Raw genomic sequence first — 16,912 nt, 5'->3', positions numbered from 1 at the left:
TACATTTACTTACAATAGACTTACTAAAAGGTAACTCGGCTCTGCTGTGGTGCGCAAAAAACGTTATAATTGCGAGTTAGGAAGTTTTCAAACGGTGCAATGCAACAAAAGTGCGGCACGGTGGAAAACACCTACCGAGCGATAATTACCGGTAATTATTCATCGCCACGATGTTTGATAATAAATTTATTTTTTAAGGGAAAATTTCATGAAAAAGACTCTGCTGATCGCCTCCCTGCTGGCTGTTGCTCTGGCTGCTTGCGGCAAGAAAGAAGAAGCTGCTGCTCCGGCAGCACCTGCTGCTGAAGCTCCTGCTGCCGCTCCGGCCGCTGCTGCTCCGGCTGCTTCCGATTCCGCTGCTCCGGCTGCCGCTGCTCCGGCCGCTTCCGACTCCGCCGCTCCTGCAGCTGCTGCTCCGGCCGCTTCCGACTCCGCTGCTGCTCCTGCAGCTGCTGCTCCGGCTGCTTCCGGCGACTCCGCTGCTGCTGGCGCCGCTGCATCCAAGTAATCACTGATTGCTTAAAAAAAGCCGACCTCTGGTCGGCTTTTTTATTTGTCTTGTAGAGATACAGGAAGTTTGCTTGCTCGGCAGTTCTGGTGCGGCAGCGCCCACCGGTGTTTTATAAAGCTCCTGCACTATCCATCCAATTGCGGTCATTCACGGAATGGCTCGGATCAATACAATCCTCCGCGCTGACAATGCGAAAACAAAACAGCGCATTGGAGTGACGCGGTCCAATTCTCATGGCCCCGCCATGGCGAGGAGTCACAACGCAGTGCCGGCAGAAATCTGTCCTGGATCGACAGGCAGGTCAAGGCGAAACCGCTCTAGCCTTCAATGTTAATCCAGCCAAACCCTTCAGCCTGGCAGGCGATAACTACGCGTGCTGTCTCATGCTCAACTACACTGCACAAGGCAGCCCTCGCCAGTTCAGGAGTATTGTTTTGCTGGCTCAGATGAGCGCCGATCACGATCTTGAGTCTGGACCGATCCAGTGAAGCCAGTATTTCCGCCGTCGTATCGTTGGAGAGATGACCGTATGCGCCGCCGATCCGATTTCGCAGCGACGCAGGGTAAGCCGAGTTGGCCAGCATCTCACGGTCATGATTGCACTCCAATACCAGAGCATCACAGCCGCTGAGGCTACGCGTCAAGTGCGGGGTTGACTGTCCGGCGTCGGTGAGCACTCCGAGCTTGAAGCGGTCGTCGCTGATCACGTACTGCACCGGCTCGCGGGCGTCATGGGGAACCGTAAAGGGTATCAATTCAAGATGCCCAATATTCAGCGCTTCACCATCCCGGCAAAAATGGAAAGCAACGCCGTCGCAATCCTTTCGAACTGCCTGATAGGTTCCGTAAGACATCCAGACTGGAAGGCGGTGGCGACGCGCAAATTTAAGAGCGCCGCCGACATGGTCCTGGTGTTCGTGGGTCACCACGATGCCATCAAGGTCACCTGGAGCCATTCCAAGACGCAGAAGGCGTCGCTCGGTTTCCTTGATATTGAACCCGCAGTCCAGCATGACAGTGGTGTCTGTCATGCTGGATGTGGTTGAGATTAGCAGTGCATTACCTTCACTGCCACTTCCTAGACTTGCAAACTTCAAATGAAAAACTTGGTTGATTACTTCAGTTGCTCATTCAGCAGCGACAAGATGCGGTCGGCGGTCTGAGATGTTTCCGGCCTTCCCTCATTATTCAGGATGGCCACCTGGCTGCTTGTACCCGCACCCTTGACGGATACCTGGTAGCGCGGTGCTGTCTTGGCTTTATCGCTGCTAGATCCAAAGGTAAACAGCTTGGAGAAGAAGCCCTTGTCGTTCTGCTTCTGGTCGGCATCAGGATCGACATAGCGCACGAAATACAGACCCTGCGTACGGTCCCGATCTTCGACAGTGAATCCAACGCGATCAAGTGCCAGGCCGACACGGCGCCATGCACGGTCAAAGCCCTCTTCCACTTCGACATAACCACCGTTGGTGCCCTTGACCAGTTTGGCGCGCGAAGGCTGCGATATCGCATTGGCGACTGTTGCCTTTGCCTTCACCTCTTCGGAGCCGATACGCGCCATCAGGCGAGACAGGAATTCGGCTTCGAGTTCCGGGTCGGCGGGACGCGGCGTCCAGGTTGTGGATTCCTTCTGGGTGCCAACGAGCACTTCCTGCATGCCGCGGTGGCTGATATAGATCTCGGTAGATCCATCCGCGGCGCGCTCCAGGCGGGTGCGGAACTTGTCGCGCTCACCCGTGGAATACAGCGAATCCAGCGCCTTGCCCAAGGCATTGCGAATGAAGTCCTGTGGAATCTTCGCACGATTTTCGGCCCAATCGGTTTCCATGATGCCGGCCTGCGGTGTTTCCTGCACCAGGAGGAAACCGGAGTCCTGCCAGAAGTCCTTGATCTGTGGCCACAAGACTTCCGGTGCCTGCTTCACTACCAGCCAACGCTGGTTGCCGGCGCGCTCGATGCGAATGTCGGCCGAAGTCACCGGCGCGACGGTGGTAGTGGCTGTCGGACGGGCGCTTTGCTGCAGCGTATAGCCGGATGCCGTTGCCGTGCCTCGGTTCGCTTCCGGGATCGCGTAACGATTCTCGCGCTGCAACTGCGTCAGGTCAGGAGGAATCTCAAGGGATGGCGCCTTGCCCGCGCTTTTATACTCCACGCGGTCGGGCTCAAGGAGATTACCTATCGAACTGCAGCCCACCATGCCGGCCAACGCCAATGCATAAAGGAATCCACGTTGGGCCATCTGAGAGTGCTTGCGAATAGTCATGTCGATGCTGGAAAGGTGAAGTATTTATCTGCTGGCAACAAACGGCGCTTATTGTAATACACCCGACTCGCGCAGCGCAGCCCGCACGACTTCATGATATTCCTCAGCGAGCGGAGCCAGGGGCAAGCGGATGCCGTCCGGCATCATGCCCATCTGCGCCAGCGCCCATTTCACCGGAACCGGATTGGGTTCGACAAAAAGCTTGTTGTGCAGCGGGAGCACGCGGTTATTGATGGCGACCGCTTCAGCGACGCGTCCGCTCATTGCAGCAACGCAGAGTTCATGCATTGCCCTTGGGGCGACGTTTGCCGTCACCGAAATATTGCCCTTGCCGCCGCAGAACATGAGTGCCATTGCCGTCGGGTCATCGCCGGAAAAGACTGCGAAGGATTTGGGTGCGAGACGGATCAGATCGCTGCCGCGCCCGATATTGCCGGTTGCGTCCTTGACGCCGATGATGCCGGGGACTTGTGCGAGGCGCAGGATGGTGTCATTGGACATGTCGGCCACAGTACGGCCCGGAACATTGTAGAGAATCGCCGGCAGATCGACCGACTCTGCAATTTTCCTGAAATGCCGGTACATGCCTTCCTGCGTCGGACGGTTGTAATAAGGAACCACAAGCAGAGAAGCATCGGCGCCGACACTCTTTGCATAGCGGGTCAGTTCTATCGCTTCGGTCGTCGAGTTGCCGCCGGTGCCGGCAATGATGGGAATGCGCTTTGCGGTATGCTCGACTGCGACCTTGATCAGTTCGCAGTGCTCTTCCACCGACACGGTCGGAGATTCGCCGGTGGTTCCTACAATGACGATGCCATCGGTACCTTCAGCAATATGCCAGTCGATCAATTTCCGCAAGCCGGGCAAATCAATACTGCCATCTGCGTGCATGGGGGTGACGATTGCGACTATGCTGCCCTGGATCATGATGTTATTCGGTAAGAATAGAAAGGGTTGATTGTAGCGGATAGCCTGCTCGTGTGGTCAATCTCCCGGAGCAGCCAATTCAAAAGAGCCGTAGTCCTTTCGGCCCGCAGGCGGCATTGCCCTTTATCAGGCACAGCCGCTGGACCATGGCGGGCTTCGGGGTTTCCGCATATCCGTCCTCGTAGGCTACGACGCGCGCGCCCTGGTCGGCGAAGCGCATTGCGAACCGGAGCAATTCGCCGGGCTGAAGCAGGAAGGCGGGATTGGAAGGCTTGCCAAAATGTTCATTTCCAGATGCAAAGGTCTCGTACAGCAGCAGCCCTGAAGGCGCAAGACTGGCAAACAGGAAAGGCAGCAGCGGGCGATGCAGGTAATTGGTGACCACGATGCCGGCAAAGCGGTCTGCTTCGAACGGCCATTGCGGTTGCTCGTCTGCCGCGTGCGCCTCCAGATCCATCTGCAAAGTGGTGATGCATGCCCCCGCCGCGCCGGACAGCGCGTCTGGATCCTTGTCCACTGCCAGAACCGGATGTCCTTCCTTCGCCAGGAAACGCGCATGCCGGCCGCTTCCGCAGGCAAGGTCGAGTATCTCGCCCTCGGGGATCAGCGGCGCGAATCGCCTGATCCATGCGGAAGCTTCTGCCAGCGGTAGATGCGATGTCATCATGGCGCGTTGATAGACGGTCAGCACGCATTCAAAGCGTGTTGTATCCCAATCCCATTGCCTCGCGCACATCGCGCATGGTTTCCTGCGCAAGCTTGCGGGCCTTGTCGCAGCCATCCGCCACGATGGCGCGGACCAGAGAAGGATCATCAAGGTACTTCTGCGCGCGCTCGCGCATGGGTTCCTGCTCCTTGAGTACGCCGTCGACCACAGGTTGCTTGCACTCGAGGCAGCCGATGCCGGCGGAACGGCAGCCCTTGAGCACCCAGTCCTTGGTCTCCTCATCCGAGTAGACCTTGTGCAGCTGCCATACTGGGCATTTCTCCGGCTCGCCGGGATCGGTCCGGCGTACGCGCGCGGGATCGGTCGGCATGGTGCGAATCTTCTTGGTGACCGACTCCTTGTCCTCGCGCAGGGTGATCGAATTGCCGTAGCTCTTGGACATTTTCTGACCATCCAGTCCGGGAAGACGGGAATCTTCGGTCAGGCGAGCCTGCGGCTCGACCAGGATCAGCTTGCGGCTGCCCTCTAGATAGCCGAACAGCCGCTCGCGATCGATCATCGACAGGTTCTGCGCTTCCTCGAGCATGGCCTTGGCCTGTTCCAGCGCGTCGGCGTTGCCCTGCTGCTGGTAGTCGGTGCGCAATTCGGTGTAGATGCGCGCCCGCTTGCTGCCGAGCTTCTTGATGGCGTCCTGGGCCTTTTCCTCGAAACCCTTTTCCTTGCCGTAGAGATGATTGAAGCGGCGGGCCAGCTCGCGCATCATTTCAATGTGGGGCACCTGGTCCTCGCCTACCGGTACCAGGCTGGCACGGTAGATCAGCACGTCCGCCGCCTGCAGCAGCGGGTAGCCGAGGAATCCGTAAGTCGCCAGATCGCGGTCCGCCAGCTTTTCCTGCTGATCCTTGTAGGTCGGGACGCGTTCGAGCCAGCCCAGCGGCGTTGCCATCGACAGCAGCAGATGCAGTTCGGCGTGTTCAGGAACCTTCGACTGGATGAACAGGGTGGCCTGCGCCGGGTCGACTCCCGCTGCCAGCCAGTCGATGACCATGTCCCAGGTACTGGTTTCAATAATGCTCGGATCGTCGTAATGGGTTGTCAGCGCATGCCAGTCGGCGACAAAGAACAGGCAAGGCAATTCGGATTGCATCTTGACCCAGTTCTTGAGGGCACCGTGATAATGGCCAAGGTGCATCGCCCCAGTCGGACGCATGCCGGAAACAACGCGGTCGGGATACATAGTGTTCAGCTTAGAGAAAGAATTTAAGGGGAGTAATGATCAGCTGCAGCAGCGAATGGGCCGCGGTCATCACCGGCACCATCCAGAAATGCAGGATCTTGAGCAGGACAAGGCCCATCACGATGAAGAAGCCGTACGGCTCGATCTGCGCGAACCTGTAAGCATACCTGTTCGGCAAAAGACTGGTAAGCACCCTGCCGCCGTCAAGCGGAGGAATGGGAAACAGGTTGAATGCAAACATGACCAGATTGGTCAGGATGCCGGCACGCGCCATGCGCATGAAGAACTCCTCGCTGACGCCCGCCACCGTGAGGACGATGGCAAAGACCATCCACAGGAAGGCCATGAGGAAATTGGCGGATGGGCCAGCAAGCGCCACCCATGCCATGTCGCGCTTGGGCTTGCGCAGGTTGCCGTATTCCACCGGTACCGGCTTGGCATAGCCGAACAGAAAACTGCCGGAGGTGCCTACGTACAGTAGGATGGGAATGACGATGGTGCCGAAGGGATCGATGTGCCGCACCGGGTTCAGGCTCATCCGTCCCTGCATGTAGGCAGTCGAATCACCCAAATATCGGGCGGCGTAGGCATGCGCGGCTTCATGCAGCGTGATGGCGAACAGCACCGGCAATGCATATACGGCAATTGTCTGAATGAGATCTTCCATGGGGGGATTTTAACAGAGGGGTCGATGAAGCCCGGAAAGAACGGCCCTCCGCCGCCGCCATCGGGATGCGGCAAAGGCGGGATTACAAGCCGAAGACGGCCGCATCTCCCCTGCCCTGGCGAATCAAAGCCGGCTCGTCGTCGGTCAGATCGATCACCGTGGTGGGTTCGAGACTGCAGGCGCCGCCATCGATCACCAGCTCGATCTGGCGCTCGAGGCGATCGCGCACCTCTTCCGGATCGGTCAACGGGTCGTCGTCATCGGGCAGGATCAGCGTTGTGCCGAGCAGCGGCTGGCCCAATTCCTCCAGAACTGCATGAGCGATCACGTTCTCCGGCACACGCAATCCGATGGTCTTGCGGGAGGGATGGCTGAGGCGCCGGGGCACTTCCTTGGTTGCCTCGAGAATGACGGTAAAGGGTCCGGGCGTTGCCGACTTGAGCATCCGGTACTGGCGGTTGTCGACCCGGGCATAGAGCGCAATTTCACTCAGGTCGCGGCACAGCAGGGTCAGGTGATGCTTGTCATCAACGCCGCGAATTCTGCGCAAACGGTCGACGGCCCCCTTGTTGTCGAGCTGACAGACCAGCGCGTAGCAGGAATCGGTGGGCAGCGCCACGATGCCGCCGCTGTTGATGATCTGTACCGCCTGCTTAATCAGGCGGAGCTGAGGATTCTCGGGATGAATTTGAAAAAATTGGCTCATGAAAAACAACGGCGGCCTAGGGACCGCCGTAACTGAAATTAAGAGGATTACTGTACGTTGCGTAACGCGGCGATGCGCTGCTCAATGGGCGGATGGCTGGAAAACAGCGCCGCAAAACCGGAGCCGCCGCCATTGATGCCGAACGAGCGGAAATTCTGCGGCAGGCTGTCCGCGCTCTCGAGACCGCCGAGGCGGGCAAGGGCCTTGACCATGGGCTGCGGCGTGCCGAGCAGCTTTGCCGAACCGGCATCGGCACGAAATTCCCGATAGCGCGAGAACCAGGCGACGATGATCGAGGCGAGAATGCCGAACAGGATTTCGCAGACAAATACCGTGACCATGTAGCCGATGCCTGGGCCGCGGTCGTCATTGTTGCGGAATACGGCCTTGTCGATCAGATAGCCGACCACCCGCGCCAGGAATACGACAAAAGTATTCACGACACCCTGAATCAGCGTCAGGGTCACCATGTCGCCATTGGCAACGTGTGCGATTTCGTGTCCGAGAACGGCTTCGACTTCATCCTTGGTCATGCTTTCCAGCAAACCGGTCGACACGGCCACCAGCGCGGAATTCTTGAAGGCGCCGGTCGCGAATGCATTGGGCTCACCCTCGTAGATCGCCACTTCCGGCATGGCGATGCCGGCACGGTCGGAAAGACGCTTGACGGTATCGACCAGCCACAGCTCCGTCGAGGAGGAAGGAGCGTCGATCACATGCGCGCCGGTAGACCATTTCGCCATGGGCTTGCTCATCAGCAGCGAGATGATGGCGCCGGTGAAGCCGACCACCAGGGAATACGCCATCAGGCTGCCCAGGTTCAGGCCATTGCTGGTCAGGTAGCGGTTCACGCCGAGCAGGGACAACACGACCGACATCACGAGCATAACGGCCAGGTTGGTTGCGATGAACAGGAATATTCTTTTCATTAGGGTGCCTCCAGAAGACGGGAACTAGATAGGTACCTGCCGTCCAAAATCAAGAGGCGACATGATGCCACAAGTTATTACAGCATCATGCCCGAAGAAAGGAATCGCGCCGGAGACACTGGAACGTTGAGGCCCGGATCACCCCAGACGCCAGTCATGCCATACCGGAGTCAGGGAGGAAGGCAGGTGGGGTAGCCCCCCCAGTTCGGTATGGGACTCGCCGGGAGCATGGAAATCCGAACCGCGCGATGCCAGCAAGCCGTACTGGCGGGCCACGGTTGCATACTGGCCGAATTCTTCGGGCGTATGGCTGCCCGTCACGACCTCCATGCCCGCGCCGCCGTAGCGCTTGAATTCGCCGAGGAAGGCATCGAGCCCGACGTCGCCCAGGTCGTACCGCCCGGGGTGAGCGACAACGGCAATGCCGCCGGCGCCGCGGATCCAGCTGACGGCATCCTTGAGCGTCGCCCATCGATGCGGCACATAGCCCGGCTTGCCTTCGATCAGGTAGTTGCTGAACACTTCGCTGACATCCTTGCAGATGCCGAGCTCGATGATGTAGCGGGCGAAGTGCGTACGTGAAATCAGATCGGGATTGCCGACATGCTTGAGCGCACCTTCGAAGGCGTTGGGTATGCCGACCTGCGCCAGCTGTTCGGCCATTTCGCGCGCGCGGTTCTCACGGCCGGAACGGGTACGGATCAGACCTTGCTTGAGATCCTCGTTGTTTTCGTCGAACTGCAGCCCGACGATGTGAATCGTCTGCGACGCCCAGGTGACCGAAATTTCCACGCCGGTGACGTAACGCATGCCGAGGGCATGGGCCGCCTCCCTTGCTTCCGGAATGCCGTCGATTTCGTCATGATCCGTCAAGGCCCAGACATCGACGCCATTCGCGTGCGCCCGCGCGGCCACCTCCGCCGGACGCAGGGCACCGTCAGAAACGTTGGAATGGCAATGCAGATCGACGTTAAGCATGGGAATCATTAAAAAGGCAGTGAAAGACAGGATGAAAAAGGCAATGAACTGATTTCATTGTACGCCGAAGCGCCCTGTCGCTGCGCCGACAAAACGCAGAAGACATGCGGATTGGGCTGTTACGCTTGCAAGAAGCCTTCGATCAGGCCGGCGAGCTCCTCGGGCTGGTCGTGATGCAGCATATGGCCGGCGTCCTCGATCATGGCTGTCGTTACCCGGGGAATGAATCCGATGCGGCGGTCGATTTCCAGGCGCGCGGTCTCCTTTGGCCCCATCCACCGCCATGCTTCGGTATCGGCCGCTTCCACCCACAGCACCGGCGCGGAAATGGCCTGCCAGCAGGCAAGGACTTCCTCGACACGGTACAGAATCGGGCTGACCAGTTTGTGGGCCGGGTCGCCAAGGATTTCCCATTGGCCGCCTTCGTTCTGCTCCGCCCAGTGCTTCGACAGAAATTCGGCGCGTTCGTCGCTCAGCCGGGCATTGGTTTTCTGGAGGCGGGCGGCCACTTCGGCGCGCGACGAGTAGGCGCGCATGCGCGGCGGATTGCGCAATTCGTCGAGCCATGCCGCATAGCGGCCGGGCGCCTGTTCCGGTTTGGTGGACGGCAAACCGAAGCCTTCGAGATTGATCAGCTTGCGTATGCGTGCCGGCCTCACGCCCGCATACAGCATCACGACATTGCCGCCCATGCTGTGGCCGAGCAGGTCGACCGGCTGATCGGGCGAATAATGGGCAAGGATGGCATCGAGGTCGGCCATGTAATCCGGAAACCAGTAGCAGTCCGCGCCCGGCGCCCTGGTCGGCCCGAATCCGCGCCAGTCCGGCGCGATGACATGCCAGCGTTGCTTCAGGCAGTCGACGACGAACTGGAACGAGGCCGATACGTCCATCCAGCCATGCACCATGAAGAGCTTGGGCGCATCTTCGTCACCCCAATGTCTGACATGGTATTGAAGACCGCGGACGGGAATGAATTCGGAACGGGAAGTTTTCATGGTGGATGCACCGGCGTCAATTTGAAATACGGCTGTTGGAGGCATAATAGCGTGTCAGTATGGCACTAATAGCACGATCGTTCGATATTTGAATAATTATACTGGAGACCCCATGGCTCAATCACAACACCAGGCGCGGATTGATCTTTATAACGAGCTTTACACGCAATTCCGCTGGCATGTGCCAGAGCAGCTGAACATTGCGGAGCTGTGCTGCACGCGCTGGGCCGATGATGAGGCGCGCATTGCCATTCATTACGAGGATGAGTCCGGAAACACCGCCACCCTGACGTATCGGCAGCTGCATCTTCAGGCCAACCGGCTGGCGAACCGGTTGCGCACGCTTGGCATTGGCAAGGGTGACTGCGTTGCCATCGTTCTGCCCCAGCGACCGGAAACCGCGGTGGTCCACATGGCCTGTTACCGCCTTGGCGCCATCGCCATGCCGCTTTCCATCCTGTTCGGCCCGGAAGCGCTGGAATATCGTCTGCAGCACAGCGACGCGGCAGTCGCGATCGTTGACCATGCGGGGTTGCAGAACCTTGCCGAAGCACGGGTGAATTGTCCGGCGCTCAGGCATGTCATCGGCGTCGACTGCGCGGCGACGGACATCCTGGAATGGAGTGCCGAACTGGCGGAAGCCAGCGACGCCTTCGAACCCGTGGTCACGGCGGCGAGCGATCCCGCGGTGCTGATCTACACCAGCGGCACCACCGGCGCGCCCAAGGGCGCTCTGATTCCTCACTCCGCCATCATCGGCAACCTGACCGGTTTCGTCGCTTCGCAAAACTGGTTTCCCCAGCCAGGCGACGTCTTCTGGTCGCCCGCCGACTGGGCGTGGACGGGCGGCCTGATGGACGCCCTGCTGCCGACGCTGTACTTCGGCATGCCCATTGTCGGTTACCGCGGCAGGTTTTCCGCCGAAACGGCATTCATGCTGCTGCAGAAATACGGTGTCACCAACACCTTCCTTTTCCCTACCGCGCTGAAGATGATGATGAAGGCGTTTCCGGAGCCGCGCCGGCAATTCTCGCTCAAGCTGCGGGCGATCATGAGCGCCGGAGAAGCGGTGGGGGATGCGGTCTTCAACTGGTGCGAATCCGCGCTGGGAGTGACGCCGAACGAGATGTTCGGACAGACGGAAATGAACTACATCGTCGGCAACAGCGCCCAGCGCTGGCCGGCCAAGCCGGGCAGCATGGGACGGCCGTATCCCGGACATCGCGTTGCCGTGATCGATGACGACGGCAATCCGGTGAAAGCCGGAGACACCGGCGAGGTCGCCCTCAACCGCACAGATATCCACGGCGATCCCGACCCGATTTTCTTCCTCGGCTACTGGAAGAATCCCGAAGCGACCCGCAACAAGTACAGCGGCGACTGGTGCCGCACCGGCGATCTTGCCTCCATCGACGAGGACGGTTATCTCTGGTACCAGGGCCGTGCCGATGACATGTTCAAGGCGGCCGGCTACCGCATCGGTCCTTCGGAAATCGAAAACTGCCTGGTCAAGCACCCGGCGGTAGCCAATGTCGCGGTCGTGCCCAAGCCCGACAAGGAAAGGGGCAATATCGTCAAGGCCTTCGTCGTGCTGACGCCGGACACGCCGCGCGCGCCGGAAAGCGACACGCAGCTGATTGCGGAACTGCAGAAGCATGTGCGCGGCAAGCTTGCTCCCTATGAATATCCGAAGGAAATCGAATTCATCGACGCCTTGCCTATGACAACCACGGGCAAGGTGCAGCGCCGCGTGCTGCGTCAGCTTGAGCAGGAAAGAACCGCGGCGGATTGAAGCGGACGCGGACCGTGTACCGGCGGCGGACCATCCTCAGCTCGGTCTATGCAAACAGCTTTGACAGGCGGAACGAGGAACGCGTGCCGAGCGCCTGGGCATTCGATGCGAGCCAGCGGGAAGCGCGCGCCCGTCCCTCTTCATACAGCCCGAGCAGGAAGGCCGGTTTCACATTCATCTTGCTGTGCTTGCCGAGCTGCCCCATCAGCTGCTGCGATTCGATCACATGCAGGTTGAGCTGGCGCAGCCGGCGCTCGATCCTGCCGAAGGCGAGCCACCCGCGCCGCGCTTCTCGCTGCGCCAGCGTCAATGCCTGCAGTTCGGTGAAGAAGCTGGAACTGAAACCCATCTCGGTCAGCCGATGCAAGATTTCTCCGGCTGTCTTGGGCACCTTGAGCGTCGGCTCGGGATTGAGAAGAACGACCATCATGTCTCGCGCGGCACATTTGCTTATCAGGGGAAAAAGCGGCGGATTGGAGGTGAGCCCGCCGTCCCAGTAGACCTCGCCATGAATTTCGATGGCATGGTGAAGAAGCGGCAGGCAGGCGGAGGCCAGCAGCACATCGACGGTCAGCTGCTTGTTGCGGAACAGCTTCAGCGTGCCTGTGCTGACCTGGGTGGTGGCGATGAAAAGGCGCAGCGGGCAGTCGGCACGCAAGCGCTCGAAGTCAACCTGGCGCAGCAGCACCTCGCGCAGCGGATTGATATCGAAAGGATTGAGCTGGTAGGGCGAGAAATAACGCGGCAGTGCCAGCAACGGCCGCAGGCTGGCCGGCAGTTCCGAATGGGCGGCCAGGTCGCTTGCATGCACAGGATGATCCGGCATGATGCTGAACGGCAAGCGCAGACTGATACTATCCCAGAAATCCTTCAGCGCCTGCCGGGCGCCCTCTCGTCCGCCGACTGTCAGCCCATGGGCCATGACCACGGCGTTCATGGCACCGGCGCTGGCTCCGCTGATGCCTTCAATGTCGATTGCTTCCTCTTCCAGCAGGCGGTCGAGCACTCCCCAGGTAAACGCGCCATGGGCGCCGCCGCCCTGCAAGCCGAGGGTAATGGTTTTCTTGTGCATGAGTACAGCCGTTATGGTTTTGAGCGCGGATGCGACAGCTTGCGCGGATGGTGCAGATTCGGGCGGCCGTTCACCGGCATTGGCGAAGGCGGGTCCGAGGGAGAACGAACGACGCTTCGGCGATAAAGCGCCGTGCTTTGCCGGCATGGCGGCATCGCAAACGAAACTTAGTCAACGCATGAAACGCAAGGAAGGCACTATTCCTTTTTCTGAGCTTCCTGCGCCTTGTCTTCCAGCTTGGCGCCCGCTTCCTGCAAGCCCTTGCCAGCTTTTTCGGCGACCTTGTTCAACTCTTCGCCGGCACGCTTCGCGGCCTGGTCGATGTGTTGACCGGCTCTCTCCGCAGGCCCTTTTCCTTCGGCAGCGGTTTCCTGTTTCTCGCAAGCGGATAATCCCGTGAGCAACAAGACGGCGACAAGCGCGGCGCGCATGGGGTTGGATCGAAACAACATGACAGACTCCCTAGTGGAAAGTGAACGGGATAACTCGATACGCACGGTCTGGCATGGATGGGTTCTTCTGATGCCTTTCAGCAAGGCTTTCTTCTTGTGTCCACCAGCGACCTTTCATGCCTAGAGACTGTCTGGCAAGGGCTTAGTTTCCCATGTTGATATGACGCACTGAAGCTGTTCAACAGCTAATTGAGATGCTGAAGCAGGGAAAGAGCCAGTCAGGATCGCAACGCGGCAAGTTCCGCCTCGGTGAAGCCGGCTGCCTTGCGGGCTTCAAGGTTGAACGGTCCGCGCAGTGGCGGCGCCTTGTACTGGAGCGCGAGATCGGCATAGGCGGCAATGGGATCGAGGCCTCGCTGCCTGCATAGCCAGGCATACCAGCTGTTGCCGATGGCGACATGGCCGATTTCGTCGCGCAGAATGATGTCCAGTATGGAAGCCGCCGCTTCGTCGCCGGCCTGGGCAAGCTTCGCACGCACTGCAGGCGACGCGTCGAGGCCGCGCGCCTCCAGTGTTCTCGGCACGAGCGCCATGCGCGCAAGCACGTCGCCGCCGGTTTTTTCCGCCATATCCCACAGGCTGTTGTGGGCGGAAAAGTCTCCGTAGGCATAGCCGAGCGTGGCAAGGTGCGCGGCCAGCAGCGCAAAGTGCAAGGCCTCTTCGGCGGCCACCTTCAGCCAGTCGGCATAGTAATTCGCGGGCATGCCGGGAAAACGCCAGATGGCATCGAGCGCGAGATTGATGGCATTGAATTCGATGTGGGCAAGCGCATGGACGAGGGCCGAACGCCCCTCTGACGTGCGCATCGAGCGGTGCTTCACCGCCAATGGAGCGACAAGCTCGGGAAGCGCCGGCCGTCCTGGGATGCTGCCGGCCGGCTGGAGCTGACTCTGTACGTCGAGCACCATTTGTCCTTCCGCCCATGCCTGCGCAAGTTGCTTGACACCTTCAGCTTTCCGGTGCGCATCCGTTTCCTGCAGCCAATACAGCGCGGCGCGCCGCAAATCGCTCGGGACGACAGGATTCGGGGTGGATGATGAGTTCATGCAAGCAGCGTTAAAATGTCGACTCGACCAAACCCCACATTCTACGAAAATTCCATGGCCATCTACCAACTGGGCGAACACGTCCCGCAGATTGATCCATCGTCCTATATCGCCGAGACAGCGAACGTAATCGGCAAAGTGAAGATCGAAGCGAATGCGAGCGTCTGGTTCGACGTCACGATACGCGGCGACAATGAACTGATCACGGTCGGAGAGAACAGTAACGTGCAGGAAGGCTGCATACTCCACACTGATCCGGGCTATCTGCTTACCGTGGGAAAAAACGTCACTGTCGGCCACCAGGCAATGCTCCATGGCTGCACGATCGGCGAGGGCTCGCTGATTGGCATCCAGGCGGTCGTACTCAATGGCGCGAAGATCGGCAAGAATTGCCTCGTGGGCGCCGGCGCGCTCGTTACGGAAGGGAAGGAATTCCCGGACAATTCCCTGATCATCGGCTCCCCTGCCAAGGTGGCTCGTACCTTGACCGAGGAAGACATTGCCCGTTTGCAGAAAAACACCGGCAATTACGTCAAGCGCGGTCAGCTTTTCAAGAAAGAATTAAAGAGAATCGGTTAATGATGGATAACTTGCAGCGATTTATTTTTGAGAACGCCTCGGTGCGCGGAGAGCTGGTTGAAATTTCCGATGCATGGCGCCAGGTACTTGCGCGCAAGGCGTATCCGCCTGCGGTCAGCACCCTGCTCGGGGAGCTGATGGCCGCCGCCGCGCTGCTGTCGGCGAATCTGAAATTCAACGGCATGCTCGTGATGCAGATGCATGGCGACGGGCCGGTGCGCCTGCTGGTCGTCGAATGCGACTCCGACCTCCAGATCCGCGCCACCGCCAAGCTTGCCGACGATGTCAGCATCGCGGACGATGCCGGCCTGAAGGAACTGGTCAACGCGCATGATCAGGGGCGATTCGTCATTACCCTCGACCCGAAGGACAAGCTTCCAGGCCAGCAGCCCTACCAGGGCATCGTGCCCCTCGATGGCGATTCGGTGGCGGTTGTCATCGAAAACTACATGCTGCGCTCCGAGCAGCTTGATACGAAGCTATGGCTTGCCGCCGACCAGCAGGTCTCGCGCGGACTGCTGCTGCAGAAACTGCCGGGAGAAGGCGGCACCGGAACCGGAATGGACGCCACCGAAGCCTGGAACCACACCGTGATTTTGGCTTCGACGCTGAAACGCGAGGAAATGCTGACGACCGATATCGCCACGCTGATGCGGCGATTGTTCTGGGAGGAGACGATCCGGGTATTCGAACCGCGGCATCCCAGCTTTCATTGCAGCTGCAATCGTGAAAAGGTGGGCAACATGCTGAAAATGCTGGGCAAGCAGGAAATCGACTCAGCCCTCGCCGACCTGGGCAAGCTGGCCATCAATTGCGATTTCTGCGGCCAGCATTACGAGTTCGACAAGGTCGATTGCGCGCAGCTGTTTGCAACCGAGCATACCAGCGATGCCATCCAGCCTGCCGGCAGCGTACGGCATTGATCCATGTTGACGGGATACCGCACCATTGCAGCATGATGGTGCCATGCCCGATATCCGCCAGGGGCTGCAGGCGGAAATACGGAATCGCGCATGATCCGGTGCAAGCGCCCCGGATTGCGGACGGGTACTGCGGATCAAGGGAAATTAATCGGACTTCTGCAGTTTGGGATCGGGGGCCGTGAGGGGCGCTTGTCCGTTCGGCTCAAGGATCTGAACGAAGATTTCACCGTCGCGGATCATGCCCAGTTCGTAACGTGCGCGCTCTTCGACCGCACCGGTACCGTCACGCAGGTCCTGAACCTCGGAATTGAGCTTGGCATTGCGCGCTTTGAGCTCGTCGTTCTTCTTCTGCGCGGCGACTACCTGCTTGTCGAGGTCCCAGACGCGCAGCCAGCCCCCCTTCCCCAGCCATAAAGGCAACTGGATCAGGAATAACAAGGCAACAAGGCTGAGGGTAATTAGACGCATGCCGACATTCTAGTGGCGTACTTGAAAAATTGGGGGCCCGAGCCCCCAATTTTTTGCTGCGACGCCGGGCAGATGCTGCTTGGCCGCTACGTTGCTGGTTGATTTATCAACGCAGGTTATAGAAAGCGCCACGACCCGGATAGCTGGCGATGTCGCCGAGGTCTTCCTCGATGCGCAGCAGCTGGTTGTACTTGGCCATGCGGTCGGAACGCGACATCGAACCGGTCTTGATCTGCAGCGCATTGGTGCCCACCGCGATGTCGGCGATCGTTGCATCCTCAGTCTCGCCCGAACGGTGCGAGATCACGGCGGTGTAGCCTGCGCGCTTGGCCATCTCGATGGCGGCGAACGTCTCGGTCAGCGTGCCGATCTGGTTGATCTTGATCAGGATCGAGTTGGCGATGTTCTTCTGGATGCCTTCGCGCAGGATGCGGGTGTTGGTGACGAACAGGTCGTCGCCCACCAGCTGCACCTTCTTGCCCAGCGCGTTGGTCAGCGTCGCCCAGCCTTCCCAGTCGTTTTCGGCCATGCCGTCTTCGATCGAGATGATCGGGTACTTGTCGCACCAGGTCGCCAGCAGGTTGGTGAAGTCGGCCGATGACAGCGACAGGCCTTCGCCGTGCAGCTGGTACTTGCCATCCTTGTAGAACTCGGAGGCGGCGCAGTCCAGGCCCAGCGCGATCTGCGTGCCCGGCTC

General features: G+C 59.5%; 18 protein-coding genes and 1 pseudogene. 4 read left to right on the top strand and 15 right to left on the bottom strand.

Features of this window, described 5'->3' with window-relative positions:
* Window positions 1-208 precede the first annotated feature (208 nt).
* On the top strand, window positions 209-508 hold the full coding sequence (locus FH061_RS23805) for a hypothetical protein (RefSeq protein WP_151638330.1): 300 nt from the start codon (window positions 209-211) through the stop codon (window positions 506-508).
* A 320-nt stretch (window positions 509-828) separates the two neighbouring features.
* Here the strand turns inward: FH061_RS23805 and FH061_RS23800 are convergent, their stop codons facing one another.
* From FH061_RS23800 to FH061_RS23755, 10 genes are all read right to left on the bottom strand, one after another.
* Window positions 829-1,608, bottom strand: a complete 780-nt coding sequence (locus tag FH061_RS23800) for an MBL fold metallo-hydrolase (protein ID WP_151638329.1) — start codon at window positions 1,606-1,608, stop codon at window positions 829-831.
* A 17-nt stretch (window positions 1,609-1,625) separates the two neighbouring features.
* Window positions 1,626-2,750: an outer membrane protein assembly factor BamC gene (gene bamC, locus FH061_RS23795; RefSeq protein ID WP_225984842.1), complete on the bottom strand. Its 1,125-nt coding sequence runs from the start codon at window positions 2,748-2,750 to the stop codon at window positions 1,626-1,628.
* 72 nt (window positions 2,751-2,822) lie between these two features.
* On the bottom strand, window positions 2,823-3,701 hold the full coding sequence (gene dapA, locus FH061_RS23790; RefSeq protein ID WP_151638327.1) for a 4-hydroxy-tetrahydrodipicolinate synthase: 879 nt from the start codon (window positions 3,699-3,701) through the stop codon (window positions 2,823-2,825).
* 79 nt (window positions 3,702-3,780) lie between these two features.
* On the bottom strand, window positions 3,781-4,368 hold the full coding sequence (locus tag FH061_RS23785) for a class I SAM-dependent methyltransferase (protein ID WP_225984841.1): 588 nt from the start codon (window positions 4,366-4,368) through the stop codon (window positions 3,781-3,783).
* A gap of 28 nt (window positions 4,369-4,396) precedes the next feature.
* Complete coding sequence (locus tag FH061_RS23780) at window positions 4,397-5,605, bottom strand: tryptophan--tRNA ligase (protein WP_151638326.1); 1,209 nt, start codon at window positions 5,603-5,605, stop codon at window positions 4,397-4,399.
* A gap of 10 nt (window positions 5,606-5,615) precedes the next feature.
* Complete coding sequence (locus FH061_RS23775; RefSeq protein WP_151638325.1) at window positions 5,616-6,272, bottom strand: site-2 protease family protein; 657 nt, start codon at window positions 6,270-6,272, stop codon at window positions 5,616-5,618.
* An 82-nt stretch (window positions 6,273-6,354) separates the two neighbouring features.
* Window positions 6,355-6,978: an L-threonylcarbamoyladenylate synthase gene (locus FH061_RS23770; RefSeq protein WP_151638324.1), complete on the bottom strand. Its 624-nt coding sequence runs from the start codon at window positions 6,976-6,978 to the stop codon at window positions 6,355-6,357.
* Window positions 6,979-7,025: 47 nt separating this feature from the next.
* Window positions 7,026-7,907, bottom strand: coding sequence for a protease HtpX (gene htpX, locus FH061_RS23765; protein WP_151638323.1), 882 nt, complete (start codon window positions 7,905-7,907; stop codon window positions 7,026-7,028).
* Between the two features lie 138 nt (window positions 7,908-8,045).
* Entirely contained in the window at window positions 8,046-8,885 is an 840-nt protein-coding gene (locus FH061_RS23760) for a 3',5'-nucleoside bisphosphate phosphatase (RefSeq protein ID WP_151638322.1), read from the bottom strand.
* A 119-nt stretch (window positions 8,886-9,004) separates the two neighbouring features.
* Window positions 9,005-9,883, bottom strand: a complete 879-nt coding sequence (locus tag FH061_RS23755) for an alpha/beta fold hydrolase (RefSeq protein WP_151638321.1) — start codon at window positions 9,881-9,883, stop codon at window positions 9,005-9,007.
* 112 nt (window positions 9,884-9,995) lie between these two features.
* Between FH061_RS23755 and FH061_RS23750 the strand changes: the two genes are divergently transcribed.
* Window positions 9,996-11,675, top strand: a complete 1,680-nt coding sequence (locus tag FH061_RS23750; protein WP_151638320.1) for an acyl-CoA synthetase — start codon at window positions 9,996-9,998, stop codon at window positions 11,673-11,675.
* A gap of 46 nt (window positions 11,676-11,721) precedes the next feature.
* Here FH061_RS23750 and FH061_RS23745 read toward each other — a convergent pair whose 3' ends face one another.
* From FH061_RS23745 to FH061_RS23735, 3 genes are all read right to left on the bottom strand, one after another.
* Window positions 11,722-12,747, bottom strand: a complete 1,026-nt coding sequence (locus tag FH061_RS23745; protein ID WP_151638319.1) for a patatin-like phospholipase family protein — start codon at window positions 12,745-12,747, stop codon at window positions 11,722-11,724.
* A 197-nt stretch (window positions 12,748-12,944) separates the two neighbouring features.
* A complete protein-coding gene (locus FH061_RS23740; RefSeq protein WP_225984840.1) occupies window positions 12,945-13,283 on the bottom strand; it encodes a hypothetical protein in 339 nt (112 codons plus the stop codon).
* A gap of 134 nt (window positions 13,284-13,417) precedes the next feature.
* Window positions 13,418-14,245: a ferritin-like domain-containing protein gene (locus tag FH061_RS23735; RefSeq protein ID WP_151638318.1), complete on the bottom strand. Its 828-nt coding sequence runs from the start codon at window positions 14,243-14,245 to the stop codon at window positions 13,418-13,420.
* A gap of 54 nt (window positions 14,246-14,299) precedes the next feature.
* On the opposite strand from FH061_RS23735, the gene FH061_RS23730 reads away from it, so the two are divergent.
* Both FH061_RS23730 and hslO read left to right on the top strand, forming a co-directional pair.
* Window positions 14,300-14,824, top strand: a complete 525-nt coding sequence (locus FH061_RS23730) for a gamma carbonic anhydrase family protein (RefSeq protein ID WP_151638317.1) — start codon at window positions 14,300-14,302, stop codon at window positions 14,822-14,824.
* Window positions 14,824-15,747: an Hsp33 family molecular chaperone HslO gene (gene hslO / locus FH061_RS23725; RefSeq protein ID WP_151638316.1), complete on the top strand. Its 924-nt coding sequence runs from the start codon at window positions 14,824-14,826 to the stop codon at window positions 15,745-15,747. Before FH061_RS23730 ends, hslO begins: the two co-directional genes overlap by 1 nt.
* A 144-nt stretch (window positions 15,748-15,891) precedes the next feature.
* Here the strand turns inward: hslO and ftsB are convergent, their stop codons facing one another.
* The gene (ftsB, locus tag FH061_RS23720) at window positions 15,892-16,215 is read right to left on the bottom strand and encodes a cell division protein FtsB (RefSeq protein WP_151638315.1); all 324 of its coding nucleotides are present in this window, start codon (window positions 16,213-16,215) and stop codon (window positions 15,892-15,894) included.
* Between the two features lie 106 nt (window positions 16,216-16,321).
* Window positions 16,322-16,912 (bottom strand): annotated as a pseudogene (eno, locus tag FH061_RS23715) (phosphopyruvate hydratase); the annotation flags it as partial.

Source organism: Noviherbaspirillum aerium (assembly GCF_008929045.1).
In the GTDB taxonomy this organism is placed as follows: domain Bacteria; phylum Pseudomonadota; class Gammaproteobacteria; order Burkholderiales; family Burkholderiaceae_D; genus Noviherbaspirillum; species Noviherbaspirillum aerium.
The sequence above is the reverse complement of the archived record's forward strand: the minus strand, read 5'-3'. Positions and strand labels throughout refer to the sequence as shown.

What these genes read in the sequence shown, in the direction of transcription:
- ftsB (WP_151638315.1), bottom strand. Translation starts at nt 16,215, where the DNA reads ATGCGTCTAATTACCCTCAGCCTTGTTGCCTTGTTATTCCTGATCCAG.
- FH061_RS23770 (WP_151638324.1), bottom strand. Translation starts at nt 6,978, where the DNA reads ATGAGCCAATTTTTTCAAATTCATCCCGAGAATCCTCAGCTCCGCCTG.
- FH061_RS23750 (WP_151638320.1), top strand. Translation starts at nt 9,996, where the DNA reads ATGGCTCAATCACAACACCAGGCGCGGATTGATCTTTATAACGAGCTT.
- FH061_RS23780 (WP_151638326.1), bottom strand. Translation starts at nt 5,605, where the DNA reads ATGTATCCCGACCGCGTTGTTTCCGGCATGCGTCCGACTGGGGCGATG.
- FH061_RS23730 (WP_151638317.1), top strand. Translation starts at nt 14,300, where the DNA reads ATGGCCATCTACCAACTGGGCGAACACGTCCCGCAGATTGATCCATCG.
- dapA (WP_151638327.1), bottom strand. Translation starts at nt 3,701, where the DNA reads ATGATCCAGGGCAGCATAGTCGCAATCGTCACCCCCATGCACGCAGAT.
- FH061_RS23755 (WP_151638321.1), bottom strand. Translation starts at nt 9,883, where the DNA reads ATGAAAACTTCCCGTTCCGAATTCATTCCCGTCCGCGGTCTTCAATAC.
- FH061_RS23760 (WP_151638322.1), bottom strand. Translation starts at nt 8,885, where the DNA reads ATGCTTAACGTCGATCTGCATTGCCATTCCAACGTTTCTGACGGTGCC.
- FH061_RS23745 (WP_151638319.1), bottom strand. Translation starts at nt 12,747, where the DNA reads ATGCACAAGAAAACCATTACCCTCGGCTTGCAGGGCGGCGGCGCCCAT.
- FH061_RS23735 (WP_151638318.1), bottom strand. Translation starts at nt 14,245, where the DNA reads ATGAACTCATCATCCACCCCGAATCCTGTCGTCCCGAGCGATTTGCGG.
- FH061_RS23775 (WP_151638325.1), bottom strand. Translation starts at nt 6,272, where the DNA reads ATGGAAGATCTCATTCAGACAATTGCCGTATATGCATTGCCGGTGCTG.
- bamC (WP_225984842.1), bottom strand. Translation starts at nt 2,750, where the DNA reads ATGGCCCAACGTGGATTCCTTTATGCATTGGCGTTGGCCGGCATGGTG.
- FH061_RS23805 (WP_151638330.1), top strand. Translation starts at nt 209, where the DNA reads ATGAAAAAGACTCTGCTGATCGCCTCCCTGCTGGCTGTTGCTCTGGCT.
- htpX (WP_151638323.1), bottom strand. Translation starts at nt 7,907, where the DNA reads ATGAAAAGAATATTCCTGTTCATCGCAACCAACCTGGCCGTTATGCTC.
- FH061_RS23785 (WP_225984841.1), bottom strand. Translation starts at nt 4,368, where the DNA reads ATGATGACATCGCATCTACCGCTGGCAGAAGCTTCCGCATGGATCAGG.
- hslO (WP_151638316.1), top strand. Translation starts at nt 14,824, where the DNA reads ATGATGGATAACTTGCAGCGATTTATTTTTGAGAACGCCTCGGTGCGC.